General features: G+C 70.0%; 11 protein-coding genes and 1 pseudogene. 3 read left to right on the top strand and 9 right to left on the bottom strand.

Annotated features, from left to right (window positions below; translation table 11 throughout):
* Positions 1-35: 35 nt before the first annotated feature.
* The 7 genes from whiA to uvrA all read right to left on the bottom strand — a co-directional run bounded on the left by whiA (position 36) and on the right by uvrA (position 11,043).
* On the bottom strand, positions 36-1,025 hold the full coding sequence (whiA, locus tag U9R90_RS24420) for a DNA-binding protein WhiA (RefSeq protein ID WP_411058802.1): 990 nt from the start codon (positions 1,023-1,025) through the stop codon (positions 36-38).
* Positions 1,016-2,023 carry a gluconeogenesis factor YvcK family protein gene (locus U9R90_RS24425; RefSeq protein ID WP_411058803.1) on the bottom strand — a complete coding sequence of 336 codons (1,008 nt, stop codon included), beginning with the start codon at positions 2,021-2,023 and terminating at the stop codon, positions 1,016-1,018. The genes whiA and U9R90_RS24425 overlap by 10 nt, the downstream gene beginning before the upstream one ends.
* Entirely contained in the window at positions 2,020-2,955 is a 936-nt protein-coding gene (gene rapZ / locus U9R90_RS24430; RefSeq protein WP_411058804.1) for an RNase adapter RapZ, read from the bottom strand. Before rapZ ends, U9R90_RS24425 begins: the two co-directional genes overlap by 4 nt.
* A complete protein-coding gene (uvrC, locus tag U9R90_RS24435) occupies positions 2,952-5,072 on the bottom strand; it encodes an excinuclease ABC subunit UvrC (RefSeq protein WP_411058805.1) in 2,121 nt (706 codons plus the stop codon). The genes rapZ and uvrC overlap by 4 nt, the downstream gene beginning before the upstream one ends.
* Before the next feature lie 110 nt (positions 5,073-5,182).
* The gene (locus U9R90_RS24440; protein ID WP_411058806.1) at positions 5,183-5,614 is read right to left on the bottom strand and encodes a Rieske (2Fe-2S) protein; all 432 of its coding nucleotides are present in this window, start codon (positions 5,612-5,614) and stop codon (positions 5,183-5,185) included.
* Between the two features lie 141 nt (positions 5,615-5,755).
* Entirely contained in the window at positions 5,756-7,510 is a 1,755-nt protein-coding gene (locus U9R90_RS24445; protein ID WP_411058807.1) for an alpha/beta hydrolase, read from the bottom strand.
* Between the two features lie 449 nt (positions 7,511-7,959).
* The gene (uvrA, locus tag U9R90_RS24450; protein WP_411058808.1) at positions 7,960-11,043 is read right to left on the bottom strand and encodes an excinuclease ABC subunit UvrA; all 3,084 of its coding nucleotides are present in this window, start codon (positions 11,041-11,043) and stop codon (positions 7,960-7,962) included.
* Between the two features lie 187 nt (positions 11,044-11,230).
* On the opposite strand from uvrA, the gene U9R90_RS24455 reads away from it, so the two are divergent.
* The 3 genes from U9R90_RS24455 (at position 11,231) to U9R90_RS24465 (ending at position 13,815) form a co-directional block, all read left to right on the top strand.
* Complete coding sequence (locus U9R90_RS24455) at positions 11,231-11,917, top strand: maleylpyruvate isomerase family mycothiol-dependent enzyme (protein ID WP_411058809.1); 687 nt, start codon at positions 11,231-11,233, stop codon at positions 11,915-11,917.
* 10 nt (positions 11,918-11,927) lie between these two features.
* Complete coding sequence (locus U9R90_RS24460; RefSeq protein ID WP_411058810.1) at positions 11,928-12,584, top strand: MBL fold metallo-hydrolase; 657 nt, start codon at positions 11,928-11,930, stop codon at positions 12,582-12,584.
* Between the two features lie 184 nt (positions 12,585-12,768).
* Positions 12,769-13,815 carry a S66 peptidase family protein gene (locus U9R90_RS24465; protein WP_411058811.1) on the top strand — a complete coding sequence of 349 codons (1,047 nt, stop codon included), beginning with the start codon at positions 12,769-12,771 and terminating at the stop codon, positions 13,813-13,815.
* A 4-nt stretch (positions 13,816-13,819) separates the two neighbouring features.
* Here U9R90_RS24465 and U9R90_RS24470 read toward each other — a convergent pair whose 3' ends face one another.
* The gene (locus U9R90_RS24470; protein ID WP_411058812.1) at positions 13,820-14,812 is read right to left on the bottom strand and encodes a TerC/Alx family metal homeostasis membrane protein; all 993 of its coding nucleotides are present in this window, start codon (positions 14,810-14,812) and stop codon (positions 13,820-13,822) included.
* Positions 14,813-15,038: 226 nt separating this feature from the next.
* Positions 15,039-16,205 (bottom strand): annotated as a pseudogene (locus U9R90_RS24475) (export associated protein); the annotation flags it as partial.

Raw genomic sequence — 16,205 nt, forward strand, 5'->3', positions numbered from 1 at the left:
GCTCCGGACGCCTACGGCAGCGCTGGCACGGGTCGTCAGCCGACCATGTTGTCGGCCATCTCGTCGGAGAGGTTGGACTCGGTACCCGGAATCCCCAGGTCCTGGGCCCGCTTGTCGGCCATGGCCAGCAGGCGCCTGATCCGCCCGGCGACCGCGTCCTTGGTCAGCGGCGGGTCGGCGAGCGCGCCGAGCTCCTCCAGCGAGGCCTGCTTGTGCTCCATACGCAGCCGGCCCGCGGCCGCCAGATGCTCGGGCACCTCCTCGCCGAGGATCTCCAGGGCGCGCTGCACCCGGGCCCCGGCGGCGACCGCGGCCCGCGCCGAGCGGCGCAGGTTGGCGTCGTCGAAGTTGGCCAGCCGGTTGGCGGTGGCCCGGACCTCGCGGCGCATCCGCCGCTCCTCCCAGGCCAGTACGGACTCATGGGCGCCGAGCCGGGTCAGCAGCGCGCCGATCGCGTCGCCGTCCCGGACCACGACGCGGTCCACGCCGCGCACCTCGCGGGCCTTGGCCGCGATGGAGAGGCGGCGGGCGGCGCCGACCAGTGCGAGGGCGGCCTCCGGGCCCGGGCAGGTCACCTCCAGCGAGGAGGAGCGGCCCGGCTCGGTCAGCGAGCCGTGGGCCAGGAACGCGCCGCGCCAGGCGGCCTCGGCGTCACAGGTGGCGCCCGAGACGACCTGCGGCGGCAGACCCCTGATCGGGCGGCCGCGGCCGTCGACCAGGCCCGTCTGGCGCGCCAGCTGGTCGCCGCCCGCCACGACGCGTACGACATAGCGGGAGCCGCGCCGCAGCCCGCCCGCGGCCATCACCATCAGCTCCGAGCTGTGCCCGAAGATCTCCAGGATGTCCTTCTTGAGCCGCCGTGCCGCCATCGCGGTGTCCAGCTCCGCCTCGATCACAATGCGGCCGCTGACCAGATGCAGTCCGCCCGCGAACCGAAGAATCGCCGAGACCTCTGCCTTTCTGCAGCAGGTCCGGGTGACGGGGAGCCGGGAGACTTCGTCCTTCACCGCTGCCGTCATCGCCATGGGCCGATCCTTCCATGCATCCGAAAAATACGGTCGTACGCGGCTGCCAACAGCTCCGGGTCGTGCTTCGGGGAACCGTCGGGCGCGGCGACCGGGGCCAGCTCGACCGTCGCCCCGAACCGCTTGGCGGCATCACTGAGGGACTCCGGGTCGCGCACGGCGGCCTGATCGGCCAGCACCACGTCCAGGGCGAGTTTAGGGGCGTGTCGGGCCAAAACCTCCAAATGACGCTGCGGGGAGAAGCCTTCTGTTTCTCCGGGTTGCGGTGCGAGGTTGAGTGAGAGGACCCGCCGGGCCTTCGTCTCGATCAGCGCGTCGAGCAGCTCGGGCACCAGAAGGTGCGGTATCACCGAGGAGAACCAGGAGCCGGGGCCGAGTACCACCCAGTCGGCGTCGAGCACCGCCGCGACGGCTTCGGGGACCGCGGGCGGGTCGGGCGGGACCAGGTGTACGGACTGCACCTCGCCCGGAGTGAGCGCCACCGTGGCCTGGCCGCGCACGGTGTCGACGTCCGATGGCCGCTCCGGGTCGTGGCCGCGGACCAGCGCCTGCAGCTCCAGCGGTACGGCCGACATCGGCAGCACCCGGCCCTGGGCGCCCAGCAGCTTGCCGACCAGGTCGAGGGCCTGGACATGGTCGCCCAGCTGCTCCCACAGGGCGACGATCAGCAGATTGCCGACCGCGTGCTCGTGCAGCTCGCCCTGGGACTGGAAGCGGTGCTGGATCACCCGGGCCCAGGTCTGGCCCCAGTCGTCGTCACCGCACAGCGCGGCCAGCGCCTTGCGCAGGTCGCCGGGCGGCAGCACGCCCAGCTCGTCCCGGAGCCGGCCGCTGGAGCCGCCGTCGTCGGCGACCGTGACCACGGCCGTGAGGTCGCCGGTGATACGGCGCAGCGACGCCAGTGAGGCGGACAGCCCCATGCCGCCGCCGAGTGCCACCACCTTGGGCTGGGCGCTCCGCTTGCGGCGCAGGCGGCTGCGCCGCAGGGAGGGTTTCACTCGCGCCCCAGATCCCGGTGGACGATGACGGTCTCCACGCCCTCGGTGGCGAGGCGGGCGGCGAGCTTCTCCGACATGGCGACGGAGCGGTGCTTGCCTCCGGTGCAGCCGACGGCGATGGTCACATAGCGCTTGCCCTCGCGGCGGTAGCCGGTGGCGACGAGCTGGAGCAGCTCGGAGTACTGGTTGAGGAACTCCTTGGCGCCCGGCTGGTCGAAGACATAGCCGGAGACCTCTTCGTTCAGGCCGGTGAAGGGGCGCAGCTCCGGGACCCAGTGCGGGTTGGGCAGGAAGCGGCAGTCGACGACCAGGTCGGCGTCGACCGGCAGGCCGTACTTGTAGCCGAACGACATCACCGTGGCCCGCAGCTCGGGCTCCTCGTCGCCGGCGAACTGGGCGTCGAGCTTGGCGCGCAGCTCGTGGACATTGAGGCTGGAGGTGTCGATCACCAGGTCGGCGTCGCCGCGCAGCTCGCGCAGCAGCTCCCGCTCGGCGGCGATACCGTCGGTGATCCGGCCGTCACCCTGCAGGGGGTGCGGGCGGCGCACCGACTCGAAGCGCTGCACCAGGGCGTTGTCGGAGGACTCCAGGAACACGATCCGCCGGGTGACGTTCTTGGACTGCAGGTCGGCCAGCGACTCGCGTAGATTGTCGAAGAAGCGGCGGCCGCGTACGTCGACGACGACGGCGATCCGCGCCACGTTGCCCTGCGAGCGGGCGCCGAGCTCCACCATGGTGGGGATCAGCGCGGGCGGCAGGTTGTCGACGACGAACCAGCCGAGGTCCTCCAAGCACTTGGCGGCCGTGGACCGCCCGGCCCCGGACATACCGGAGATGATCACCAGCTCGGGGATGGCCGCTTCGGCTGCCTCGCCGGCCTCGATGGTCGTGCCCGTACTCACCTGTGCTCCGTCTTCGTCGTGCTCGGTCATGGCTGCTGCCCCCGTCCGTCCGAGGATGCCTCGGCCCCGTCGGCCTCGGTCACCTCGTCTCCACTCTCTTCAATGATCTCTCCGGTCGCGGTGTTCACCGCGGGAGCGGCGGGTGCCGCCTGCGCCAGGGCCACAGCAATGGTCTCAGCCGTCTTGCGGCCTATGCCGGGCACCTCGCAGATCTGGTCGATGGTGGCGGACCGCAGTCTCTTCACCGAACCGAAGTGCTTGATCAATGCCTGCTTGCGGGAGTCGCCGAGGCCGGGGACGTCGTCCAGCGGGCCCGCCTTGAAGCGCTTGGCCCGCTTGGTGCGCTGGTAGCTGATGGCGAACCGGTGGGCTTCGTCACGTGCCCGCATCAGCAGGTAGAGGCCTTCGCCGCTGCGCGGCAGGACCACCGGGTCGCTCTCGCCCGGCAGCCACACCTCCTCCAGGCGCTTGGCCAGGCCGCAGACGGCGACATCGTCGATGCCCAGCTCGTCCAGGGCCTGCTGGGCGGCGGCGACCTGCGGCTGCCCGCCGTCCACGACGATCAGCTGGGGCGGGTAGGCGAACTTCTTCGGCCGGCCGTCCTCCTCCCTGGCGCCCCTGGCGCCCTGGGAGTCCTGGGAGTCCTGGGAGTCCTGGGAGTCCTGGGAGTCCTGGACACGCAGGACGTCCTGTGCGCCCTGGGCGTCCCGGTCGCCGTTGGTCCCGTCTGCCCACTCCCCCGTCCGCTCCTTCTCGGCGAGGTAGCGCTTGAAGCGTCGGGTGATCACCTCGTGCATCGAGCGCACGTCGTCCTGGCCCGCGAAGCTCTTGATCTGGAAGCGGCGGTACTCGCTCTTGCGGGCGAGGCCGTCCTCGAAGACGACCATGGACGCCACGACGTCGTCGCCCTGCAGGTGGGAGATGTCGAAGCACTCGATACGCAGGGGCGCGCTGTCCAGGTCGAGCGCGGCGGCGATCTCCTCCAGGGCACGGGAGCGGGTGGTCAGGTCGGAGGCGCGCTTGGTCTTGTGCAGGGCGAGAGCCTGCTGGGCGTTGCGCTGCACGGTCTCCATCAGGGCGCGCTTGTCGCCGCGCTGCGGGATGCGCAGACTGACGTTCGCGCCGCGGTGCTGGGTGAGCCACTCCTGGACCGGTGCCACCGGGTCCGGCAGCGCGGGGACGAGCACCTCCTTGGGTACGGCGTCGCCCGCCTCCTCGCCGTACAGCTGCTGCAGCGCGTGCTCGACCAGGTCGGCCGATGTGAGCGCCTCGACTCGGTCGGTGACCCAGCCGCGCTGGCCGCGCACCCGGCCGCCGCGGACATGGAAGATCTGCACGGCGGCCTCGAGTTCGTCCTCGGCCAGGGCGATCAGATCGGCGTCGGTGGCGTCGGCGAGGACGACGGCGCTCTTCTCCATGGCGCGCTTGAGCGCCTCTATGTCGTCGCGCAGCCGGGCCGCCCGCTCGTACTCCAGCTCCTCGGCGGCCGCCGTCATTTCCTTCTCCAGGCGGCGGATGTACGTACCCGTGCGCCCGGCCATGAAGTCGCAGAACTCCTCGGCCAGTTCGCGGTGGTCGGCGGGCTCGATCCGGCCGACGCAGGGGGCCGAGCACTTGCCGATGTAGCCCAGCAGGCAGGGGCGGCCGGTGCGGGCGGCGTTCTTGAACACCCCGGCCGAACAGGTGCGGACCGGGAAGACCCGCAGCAGCAGGTCGACGGTGTCGCGGATGGCCCAGGCGTGGCCGTACGGACCGAAGTAGCGCACGCCCTTCTTCTTGGCGCCGCGCATCACCTGGACGCGCGGAAACTCCTCGTTCATCGTCACCGCGAGATACGGATAGCTCTTGTCGTCGCGGTACTTGACATTGAACCGGGGGTCGTACTCCTTGATCCAGGTGTACTCCAGCTGGAGCGCCTCGACCTCGGTGGCGACCACCGTCCACTCGACGGATGCGGCGGTGGTGACCATCGTGCGGGTGCGCTGGTGCAGGTTCGCCAGGTCCTGGAAGTAGTTGGCGAGCCGCTGACGCAGGCTCTTCGCCTTCCCGACGTAGATCACCCGGTGGTGCTCGTCGCGGAATTTGTAGACCCCCGGCGAGTCGGGGATCTGTCCCGGCTTGGGGCGGTAGCTGGAGGGGTCGGCCATGTCAGACAGCCTACTTGCGGCCACTGACAGTCGTGGATCAGTTCGGGAGCACGCGCGGGGATCAGTCCAGGCGCGGGCGCGGGGGTCAGTCCACGGCGGGCGCGGCCGTGTCAGGCGGCCGGGCCCGCGATCAGCTTGCCGTTCTCGGCCGTCAGCGGAACCTCGGGCAGCGGCACGGTGGCGGGGCCCTTGAGCGCCTTGCCGGTGGTCACGTCGAACCGGCTGCCGTGGCAGGGGCAGTTGGCCTCGTTGTCCTCGACCTTGTCCAGGGCGCAGCCCGCGTGCGTGCACTGGGCACTGAACGCCTTGTACTCCTGTCCGTCGGCGGAACGGCAGACCACCAGGCGCTGCTCGCGGTAGAGCCGGGCGCCGCCCGCCGGGACCACGTCGGCCTCGCCCAGGTCCACGGGGGCGGTCGGGACGGGGTTCTTCGCATGCCCGAGCTTGGACTCGGTCGAGCAGGCCGCCACGCCGAGACCCGCCGCTCCCGCGAGGGCAGCGCCTTTGAGCACGGTGCGACGGGCGGCGGGCTGGCCGGGCATGGGGGCTCCACGGGTCAGGGGCTTTGGTGACGCACCCGACGATACCGGCACAGATCACGGGACCCGCTGCCGGGCGTACCCTCGCGAAAAACGGCAGGTCAGAGGCATGCCACAGGCATCGTTCAACGGCACAGCCAGCGTTCAGTAGGGCGCCCTGCGTCCGTCGATGTGCTTGCGCAGCTGCTCGGTGTCCTGGTCCGTCCAGCCCTTCGGGGGCAGTACGGCCGCCCAGCCGTTCACCGACCCGGCTCCGTACCGGTGACCGTGCGGCGCGTCCACGCCGTACGAGACGGCCATGTCCACGGTCGTCTGCCAGAAGGCGACGAACGGGAACCAGTTGATCTCGGGCGTCACATCCGGGCCCAGCGGCTGGTTCATCCACTCAGGCCGCTGGAACAGCAGGTCGGTGGACCACCAGACGACCGGGTCCGATGCGTTCTGTAGATAGACCACGCGTGGCCGGCCCCAGGTGCCCGGCGGGCGATCCAGGTCTTCGGGGAACTGCGCGAAGCGGATGTTCTTGCCGTCCTCGAACTGCGGGCGCCATACGGGACTGCCCGGGTCGCGTCGGGAGCGGAGCTCCTGGGAGACGGGTGAGAAGTGCGGCACTCCGGCCAGCAGGGCCGCGTCGACCTGGCCGAGCAGTCCGTCAACGCTGCCGAAGGTGTCCTCGATCGCGTACGCCCCCAGGCTCTCGCCGGTGACCGCGAACTTCGGGCGGTCCTGGGCCGGCAGCGCGTCCACCTCGGCGCGAACCGCGGTGACCAGCGCCCGGGTGGACTCCCCGGCCTTCTCCTTGTCGACCAGGAACGACACCCAGCTCGGCAGATACGAGTACTGCACGGCGACGACCGCGGTGTCGCCGCCGTACATGTACTCCAGCGACTCCGCGACATTGGGATCGATCCAGCCGGACCCGGTGGTCCCGGCGATGACCAGCACCTCACGGTCGAACGCTCCGGTGCGCTTGAGTTCCCGGACGGCGAGCTCGGCCTGGGCCTTGAACGGTTCGCGCCTGCTGAACGCCGCGGGCTCCGGCGAGCTGATGTAGATCCGGATCGGGTCGCTGGCGGGGCTGCCGCGATAGGCGGCGATCTGCTCGCCGGTCGGTGCGGAGCCGGCGAAGTTGCGCCCTTGGAATCCCAGGTCCTGCCATGCGATCAGGGAACCGGGGCCGCCGGAGACGAGCCGCGATGTGGGTTGCTCGATGCCGTCCTTGGTCCCGAAGTTGGTGGCCTTGGCGATCCGGTCCGCGACGTCGATCACTCCGCGGTCGAAGACCACGTCCCGCAGGCCGACCGTGACGACCATCGCGCTGAGCACCAGGCCGATGGTGAGGGCCACGGGGCGCGGGAGCAGCCGTCCCAGCGCGTGGATCAGCTTGCTCGAACCCAGCCGGATCGTACGGGCCAGGAACAGGATCACCAGCCAGATGGCCACCGAGATCAGCGCGATCATGAGGGTGTGCCAGGTGAGGGCGGGTGGCAGGCCTTGCAGGGTGCGCAGTTGGCGCTGCATGTCCGCGCTCTCGGAGATCAGCCAGCCGCCGAGGCCCGGACTGAGCACCCAGTAGGCCTGCCAGCAGCGGGTACGTGTCCGCCGGCTCGGGCGTCGGCGTATCAGGGCCCGGAAGAGCGTGCTCAGCACCGAGCCCACGGCGTAGCCGATGGCCGCGGTGATGCCGCCGATCACGCCCTGCAGAAACCAGGGCCTGGGCACCAAGGACGGGGTCAGCGAAAGCCAGAAGAAGACGGTCGCGACACAGGTCGCGGCAAGATCGGGCCAGCGGCGGACCAGGTAGGTCGCATTGGGGCGGTCCCAGTAGGGGCGGCGCCATAAGCGGACGACATGCTTGACCGCCGACCTCGCGATCCACATCCGCCCCATGGTCCACATGCGCCCCACGCTGAGTGGGCTGCGTCGTCCCAGTTCGCGGAGGGTCCCCGAGTGTGGGAGGCGCGGCCGGTCGGGGCCTGCCTCTCGCTGGTCGGGCGGGGGCCTGCGCACGGTGTCCGTGCGCGCTCGCTTGGTCCCCTCGCGGCCCTCGTGGTCCCCGTGCATGTGTGCTTCGCCCCCCATTGGCCCCTGTGCACCCCTGTCGCCTCCCCCGGCCCGGCTCCTGATTGTCCCCCTGCGCTCGGCACGGGGACGGGCACCCCTACCTGTGGTGGGGGTGCCCGTCCGGAACAGCGCGGTGTGTTCAGGCCTTNGCTTCGCCCCCCATTGGCCCCTGTGCACCCCTGTCGCCTCCCCCGGCCCGGCTCCTGATTGTCCCCCTGCGCTCGGCACGGGGACGGGCACCCCTACCTGTGGTGGGGGTGCCCGTCCGGAACAGCGCGGTGTGTTCAGGCCTTTCGGGGCCGCGGGGTCTTCCTGGCCGCGGCCTTGGTGGTCTTGGCTGCGGCCTTGGTGGCCGTCGCCGCGGTCTTGGTCGTCTTGGCCACGGCCTTGGTGGTCTTGGTGGCCGTCGCCGTGGCGGTCCGCTTGGCCGGAGCCTTGGCCGCAACCGTCTTCTTCGCCGGAGCCTTCTTGGCCGCGGTCTTCTTCGCCGCCTTGCCGCGCGGGGGCAGCGCCGCGTCACTGATCCGGTCGGCCGCGATGATCCCCCGCAGGAACTTGCCCGTGTGGCTGGCCGGCACCCCGGCGACCTGCTCGGGGGTGCCCTCGGCGATGACGAGGCCGCCGCCGTTGCCGCCCTCGGGGCCCATGTCGACGACCCAGTCCGCGGTCTTGATGACGTCGAGGTTGTGCTCGATGACGATGACGGTGTTGCCCTTGTCGACCAGGCCGGACAACACGTTGATCAGCTTGCTGATGTCCTCGAAGTGCAGACCGGTGGTCGGCTCGTCCAGGACGTAGACCGTGCGTCCCGTGGAGCGCTTCTGCAGTTCGCTGGCGAGCTTCACGCGCTGTGCCTCGCCGCCGGAGAGCGTCGGCGCGGACTGGCCGAGGCGCACATAGCCGAGCCCGACCTCGTGCAGGGTCTTGAGGTGGCGCGAGATGGTCGGTACCGCCTCGAAGAAGCTCAGCGCCTCCTCGATCGGCATGTCCAGCACCTCGGCGATGGACTTGCCCTTGTAGTGCACCTCCAGGGTCTCCCGGTTGTAGCGCGCGCCGTGGCAGACCTCGCACGGGACGTACACGTCCGGCAGGAAGTTCATCTCGATCTTGATGGTGCCGTCGCCGGAGCAGTTCTCGCAGCGGCCGCCCTTGACGTTGAAGGAGAACCGGCCGGGCAGGTAGCCGCGGACCTTGGCTTCCGTGGTCTCCGCGAAGAGCTTGCGGACATGGTCGAAGACTCCGGTGTACGTCGCCGGGTTGGACCGGGGCGTGCGTCCGATCGGGGACTGGTCGACGTGCACCACCTTGTCGACCAGGTCGTCGCCGTCCACGCGCGTGTGGCGGCCGGGCACATTGCGCGCGCCGTTCAGCTCGCGGGCGAGGTGGGTGTAGAGGATGTCGTTGACCAGCGTCGACTTGCCGGACCCCGAGACGCCGGTGACGGCGGTGAGCACACCGAGTGGGAAGTCCACGTCGATGTCCTGGAGGTTGTTCTCCCTGGCGCCGTGCACCGTCAGGCGGCGACCGGGGTCGACGGGCCTGCGGAGGTCCGGGACCGGGATGGCCTTCTTGCCGGACAGGTACTTGCCGGTCATCGACTCCGGGTTGGCGAGCAGTTCCTTGAGCGGCCCGCTGTGGACGACCTTGCCGCCGTGCTCACCGGCGCCCGGGCCGATGTCGACGACCCAGTCGGCGACCTTGATGGTGTCCTCGTCGTGCTCGACGACGATCAGGGTGTTACCCATGTCGCGCAGCCGGACCAGCGTTTCGATCAGCCGGTGGTTGTCGCGCTGGTGCAGTCCGATGGAGGGCTCGTCCAGGACGTAGAGCACGCCCACCAGGCCGGAGCCGATCTGGGTGGCCAGCCGGATGCGCTGGGCCTCGCCGCCGGAGAGGGTGCCGGCCGCGCGGTTCAGCGACAGGTAGTCCAGGCCCACGTCGACCAGGAAGCGCAGGCGTTCGTTGACCTCCTTGAGGACCCGTTCGGCGATCTTCTTGTCGCGGGCGTTCAGCTTCAGCTCGCCCAGGAAGTCCGCGCAGTCGGCGATGGACATCGCGGAGACCTCGGCGATGGACTTCTCCATGACCGTGACCGCGAGGACGATCGGCTTGAGCCGGGTGCCCTCACAGGTGGGGCAGGGCACCTCGCGCATATAGCCCTCGAAGCGCTCCCGACTGGCGTCGCTCTCGGCCTCCGAGTGGCGACGCTTCACGAACGGCACCGCGCCTTCGAAGGGCGTGGTGTACACCCGCTCGCGGCCGTACCTGTTGCGGTACCGGACCTCGATCTGGGTCTTGTGGCCGTGCAGCAGGGCCTTCCTGGCGCGCTGCGGGAGCGCGCCGAAGGGCGTGTCGGTGCTGAAGCTGAGGGCGTCGGCCAGGGCCCCGGTGAGCCGGCCGAAGTACTCCTTGGTGTGGCCGTGCGACCAGGGGTGGATCGCGCCCTGGTCGAGGGACTTGTCCTCGTCCGGGACGATCAGCTCGGGGTCGACCTCCATGCGGGTCCCGATGCCGGTGCAGTCGGGGCAGGCGCCGAACGGGGAGTTGAACGAGAAGGAACGGGGTTCGAGCTCTTCGAAGGACAGGTCGTCGTACGGGCAGTAGAGGTGCTCGGAGAACATCCGCTCGCGCTCGGGGTCGTCCTCGGCGAGGTCGACGAAGTCGAGCACGACCATGCCGCCGGAGAGCCCGAGCGCGGTCTCGACGGAGTCGGTGAGGCGGCGCTTGGCGCCTTCCTTGACGGTGAGGCGGTCGACGACCACCTCGATGGTGTGCTTCTCCTGCTTCTTGAGCGTGGGCGGCTCGGAGAGCTGGATGGTCTGGCCGTCGACCCGGGCGCGGCTGTACCCCTTGGTCTGCAGCTCGTTGAAGAGGTCGACGAACTCGCCCTTGCGCTCGCGGACCAGCGGAGAGAGCACCTGGAAGCGGCTGCCGTCCGGAAGCGCGAGGACCTTGTCCACGATGGCCTGCGGCGACTGGCGCGAGATCGGGCGGCGGCACTGGGGGCAGTGCGGCTTGCCGATACGGGCGAAGAGCAGCCGGAGGTAGTCGTAGACCTCGGTGATGGTGCCGACCGTCGAGCGCGGGTTGCGCGAGGTCGACTTCTGGTCGATGGAGACCGCCGGGGACAGGCCCTCGATGAAGTCCACATCGGGCTTGTCCATCTGGCCCAGGAACTGCCGGGCGTACGAGGACAGGGACTCCACGTACCGCCGCTGGCCCTCGGCGAAGATCGTGTCGAACGCGAGCGAGGACTTGCCGGATCCGGACAGGCCGGTGAAGACGATGAGCGAGTCACGCGGAAGGTCCAGCGAGACATTGCGCAGATTGTGCTCGCGCGCACCACGCACGATGAGACGGTCGGCCACGCCGGTCCGCACCTTTCTTGAGAGAAGCGGGGGGCGGGGCCCCCGTCCCACAGGTTAAGAGGGCCACCACATCGATGGACTGGTAACTACAAATGATGCCTCCCCCGAGCGTATAGCACGCACATTCGATTTACGGAGCCGGTCCACCACCTTCACCCGATCGAGTGGCGGGACTATCGTCGGTGCCATGAGTGATCATGTGCGCGACCTGGCTCTTGTACGCGAAGCGACCGACCGGCTGCTCACCGCGGCCGCCAAGCTGGACGACGCGGCGGTCGCCGCTCCGTCCCGGCTGCCCGGCTGGACCCGCGGCCATGTCCTGGCCCATCTGGCGCGAAACGCAGACGCGCTCGTCAACGTCTTCGCCGGACGCCCCATGTACGTGAGCGCCGAGGCCCGTGACGCCGACATCGCGCGGGACGCCCCCCGGCCACTCGCCACACAGCTGGCCGACGTGCGTGACACCGCCGCCCTCTTCCAGAAGGCAACAGCCGCGGACACCGATTGGTCACGCACCGTCGAGCTGCGCAACGGCGTCACCGACTCGGCCTCGCGCATCCCCTTCCGCCGGCTGGTGGAGGTAGAGCTGCACCATGTCGACCTCGGTATCGGATACGAGCTGGAGGACCTCCCGGAGGAATTCATCGGCCGGGAGATCGACTTCCTGGTGGACCGCTTCGCGGGCAACGCGAGCCTGCCGCTGATCCTGATCACCGCGAGCGACGGCAGGCAGTGGCGCACCGGCAGGGCCGACGCCGACCCGGTGTCCGTCATCGGTACCGCCGCCGACCTGCTGGGCTGGCTCGCGGGACGTCGCCAGGGCGCGGGACTCGAGTGCGACGGGACGCTACTGCCGGTGCTCCCCTCTCTGTAGGCTGATTTCCATGACGTACAGCGGAGCGGTGAAGGTCGGCGGTCCTGCGGATGTCCACGAGCTGGCCGACCTGATGATCTCCAAGGTCGCGGTCGGCCCGACGGACAACAACGCCTATCTGCTGCGCTGCCGGGCCACCGGCGAGCAGCTGCTGATCGACGCGGCCGCCGACCCACACACCCTGTTGAGCCTGATCGGCGACAGCGGCATCGCCGGTGTGGTCACCACCCACCGGCACGGCGACCACTGGGGGGCGCTGCGCGAGGTCGTGGACGCGACCGGTGCGCGCACCTATGCGGGGCGCCACGACGCCGAGGGCATCCCGGTGCCGACCGATGTCCTCGTCGACGACGGGGACATCGTGCGGGTGGGCCGCGTCGAGCTGACCGCCCGTCATCTGGTGGGGCACACGCCGGGCTCCATCGCCCTGATCTTCGACGACCCGCAGGGTCCCCCGCATGTCTTCACCGGCGACTGCCTCTTCCCGGGCGGCGTGGGCAACACCTGGGGCGATCCGAAGGCCTTCGCGAGCCTTGTCGACGATGTCGAGACGAAGATCTTCGGGGCGCTCCCCGACGAGACCTGGGTCTATCCGGGCCATGGCAACGACACCACGCTCGGCGCCGAGCGTCCGCATCTGGCGGAGTGGCGCGAGCGCGGCTGGTGAGCTGACCGGCCCACCTGACCCGTCTGCCGCATCTCGCCTGGCTGGCCCAGCTGGCTCGTCTGGCCCGTCGAGGAAGTTCATACGGCAAGCGTGGCACCCGCCACTGACAATCGGTCCGCGGCGGCCGAACGCCCGGCCGGAAATGGCCGGGCGATGCCGGTAGCGGCTGCATAGGCTGCCGGTCATGCCGATACCCGTGTATCCACCCAAGCCGTCTCCCGGCGACCGCATCGCCGTCATCTCCCCGTCCAGCGGGCTCCCCGAGCTCTTTCCGCTGCCGTACGAGCTCGGGCTCACCCGGCTCCGTGAGAACTTCGGGCTTGAGCCGGTCGAGTACCCGACGACCCGGAAGATGGCGTCGACCCCGCAGGATCGGGCCGACGACATCCACGCGGCGTTCGCCGACCCGGAGATCACGGCGGTGATCGCGAGCATCGGCGGAGACGACCAGATCACCGTGCTGCCGCTGCTCGACCGCGAGCTGATCGGGGCCCATCCGAAGCCGTTCATCGGCTACAGCGACAACACGAACCTGCTCGCGTATCTGTGGAACACCGGTGTCGTCGGCTTCCACGGCGCCAGCGTGATGTGCGAGCTGGGCAGGCCTGGTGCGATGGACCCGCTGACCGAGGAGTCGCTGCGGGCCGCGCTCTTCACCTCCGGGGAGTACGAGCTGCGCGCCGCCGAGCGCTTCCGCGACGTCGACCGCGACTGGGCGGACCCGGCCACCTTCAAGAGCGCACCGCCGACCGAGCCGGGCGGCGGCTGGCTCTGGCACCGGCCCGATCGCGTGGTGGAGGGCCGTTCCTGGGGCGGCAATCTGGAGATTCTCTCCTGGATGCTGATGGCGGACCGGGAGATCCAGCGCGACCTCTCGGTGTACGACGGATGTGTGCTGGTCCTGGAGACCTCCGAGGAACTGCCCACCGGCGACGAGGTCTTCAGGATCCTGCGCAATATGGGCGAGCGCGGGCTGCTGCGGCGCTTCCCCGCCCTGCTGATGGGCCGGGCGAAGGCATGGTCGTTCGCGAAGCCCCACGACGCCGAGGCGAAGGCTCACTACGCGCGCGTGCAGCGCGAGGCCGTACAGCGCGCCCTGGCGACGTACGCCCCCGAGACCCTCGCCGTCTTCGACGTCGACCTCGGGCACACGGACCCTCAGCTGGTGATCCCGTACGGCGGTGTGGTGCGGGTGGACGGACCCGCACGGCGGATCACCGTTCGGTACTGACGGCCTACGAGCGGCTCTCGCTCTCCTCGTCGGCCTGCTCGGCCTGCTCGGCCGCCGCCTGCTTCCTGGCGGCCAGCAGGCTGGTGACCGTCGTGACGACCAGCACCGCGCAGATGACGCCCAGCGAGACCGGGATGGAGATCTGCGGGACGTGCACCCCGGACTCGTGCAGGGCGTGCAGCACCAGCTTGACGCCGATGAACCCGAGGATGACCGACAGGCCGTAGCTCAGGTGGACCAGCTTCTTGAGCAGTCCGCCGATGAGGAAGTACAGCTGCCGCAGCCCCATGAGGGCGAAGGCGTTGGCGGTGAAGACGATGTACGGGTCCTGGGTCAGGCCGAAGATCGCGGGGATGGAGTCGAGCGCGAAGAGCACGTCGGTGGTGCCGATCGCCAGCATGACGACCAGCATCGGGGTCATCACGCGGCGGCCGTTCTGCTCGATCCACAGCCTGGTGCCGTGGTAGCGGTCGGCCACGCCGAAGCGCTGCTCCGCGGCCTTGAGCAGGCGGTTCTCCTCGTACTCCTCGTCGTTCTCCTCGGCCCTGGCCTCCTGGATGAGCTTCCAGGCGGTCCAGATCAGGAAGGCCCCGAAGAGGTAGAAGATCCACGAGAAGTTGGCGATGATCGCCGCTCCGGCGGCGATGAAGATCGCGCGCAGTACGAGGGCTATCAGGACCCCGACCAGCAGGACCCGCTGCTGGTACTGGGCAGGCACCGAGAACTTCGCCATGATCAGGACGAAGACGAAGAGGTTGTCGACGCTCAGCGACTTCTCGGTGATGAACCCGGCGAAGAACTCCCCTGCGGGCGCACTGCCCCCGAAGAAGAGCAGGCCGAGCCCGAACAGTGCGGCCAGGACGATCCAGACGACGGTCCAGATTCCGGCTTCTTTGATGGACACCTCATGCGGTTTACGGCCGATGAGGAAATCGACGGCGACGAGGGCGATCAGGCCCACGATCGTGAGGACCCACAGGGTCAGGGAAACATCCACTGCGCCTCCGGCAGTACGTAACGGACATCAGTCAGCGGCGTCGCTGCCGGAGGTCTCTTCCACCCGGGTCCCGGGCCGACGCCCCGGGACCCGAGGGGTCCGTACTGACGGGAACGTCGCAGTAGGGAGTACTCCCCTCCGCAGGGAGAACAGTACGCGAATCACCAAGGAAAGGTAAAGCCCAGCCCAAAAGAGCTGGTCACACACTTCGTGCGAGCAGGTACGGTCAGCGGAGCCAAGCGCGGCGCGCGGCCATCACCTGGTCGAGCACCTGCTGCAGGACCCGGCTGCTGGGCGGGACGAGCGCGGGCTCATACGTCCAGGCATGCCCGATCCAGGGGTCGGCCAGGTGGTCGTCAGGTACCGGCGTCAGCCGCAGCAGCGAGCGCCACAGCGGGTCGAGCACCGGACCGAACTGGGAGGCGTCCTCGCGGTCCGCGACCATCATGAGGTGCACGCCCACGGCCGGGCCTTCGTCGGCCAGATAGCGCAGTTGGGTCACGGCGCGGTCGTCGAAGCCGTGCGGGAAGTCGTTGACGATCAGCAGTTGTTCCGCGGTGTCCAGGCCGGGCGGCAGCGAATCCGCCGCTCCCCCGCGGATCGCCATCTGCACCAGGTCGACGCGCTGGGTGAGCCGCGCCAGCACCTCCATCACGCCCGCTGAGCCGGTGGCGGGCGGCCCGGCGAGCACGCCCGCGTTCACCAACGGGGCGAGCGAGGACGCGGCGGAACCGGCCGGGTCGACGACATGCACCGTGAACCCGCCGACCGGATAGACCGCGAGCAGCCGGGCGGCATGCGCCACCGCGGCGTCCATCGCGAGTCGGCGCAGCTCACCGGAGTCGGCGAACGAGTCGGCCGTCCTGGAGCGGCCGCTGTCGATCCACAGACCGCGCTCCAGCGGCAGCCGGACGAGCAGCGGAATCCGCAGCTCGGGGCTCTCGGGCAGATGGAGGTCGCCGAGCCGCAGGGCCATCGGGACCTCGAAGGGGACCCGGTAGGCGTGCCAGGCCGGGTTGTCCCAGGCGGCGTAGGCCGGGGGCAGGGCGGGCTCGACGACATCGGCCTCGGCCTTGAGCTGCGCGAGGTCGCGGTCGAGTACCTGCCTGGCCTGGTCGACCAGTTGGGCGTGCTTGGCGCGGGCCGTCTCGCGGGCGGCGTCGCCCGCGCCGCCGATCCGGCTGCGCGGGTCGGAGAGTGCCTGGTCGAGCTCCTGCTCCATCCGGGACTCGGCGAAGTCGACCGCGCTGCGGTAGGCCGCGACGGTGCGGGCCAGGTCCTCGAACATGCCCCAGACCTGGTTGTAGAGCCGCTCTTCCATGTCCCAGCCGGTGGCGTCGCCCGCGACCGGCTGGTCGGGCTGCGACGCAGGCGCGCTGGGCGGGGGCTCGGG

The organism is Streptomyces sp. E11-3 (assembly GCF_046540415.1).
In the GTDB taxonomy this organism is placed as follows: domain Bacteria; phylum Actinomycetota; class Actinomycetes; order Streptomycetales; family Streptomycetaceae; genus Streptomyces.